The sequence below is a fragment of the Methylobacterium sp. E-045 genome (assembly GCF_022829685.1).
Taxonomy (GTDB): domain Bacteria; phylum Pseudomonadota; class Alphaproteobacteria; order Rhizobiales; family Beijerinckiaceae; genus Methylobacterium.
On the sequence record NZ_JAKSYE010000051.1, the window covers coordinates 1 to 351 of the forward strand.

Annotated in this window: 1 pseudogene; it reads right to left on the reverse strand. The window is 67.8% G+C overall.

The window, feature by feature from the left end:
• Positions 1 to 209: pseudogene (locus MKK51_RS27365) on the reverse strand (PepSY domain-containing protein); the annotation flags it as partial.
• Positions 210 to 351 lie beyond the last annotated feature (142 nt).

A 351-nucleotide genomic window follows, 5' to 3' on the forward strand; every position in this document is an offset into this window, starting at 1 on the left:
AAATGGGCCTCGTGCAGGCCGACCATGGTGGTGAAGGTCTTGGCCGCCGGTTTCAGCCCGCCCTGCAGGATCTCGACGATCTCGCCGGTGGTGCCGTCGAAGGCGATCTGCGGATGCTGGTGGGCGAGCCCGTGCGGCTCCCCGAAGATCGCGATCACCGTGGATCCGGCATCGCCCGGATTGACGATGGACAGGCGCTCCAGCGGTTCGGCTCATGTCCTCGGACACGAAGAACTGGCATCCGGCCTGGAGCGCGGAGGCGATGGCGAGACTGTCCCACCACGAGAAGCGGTAGCGCTCCTCGATGACGATCGCCGCCCGGTGGGTCTGCGCGTCGAGGGGCGCCGTGCA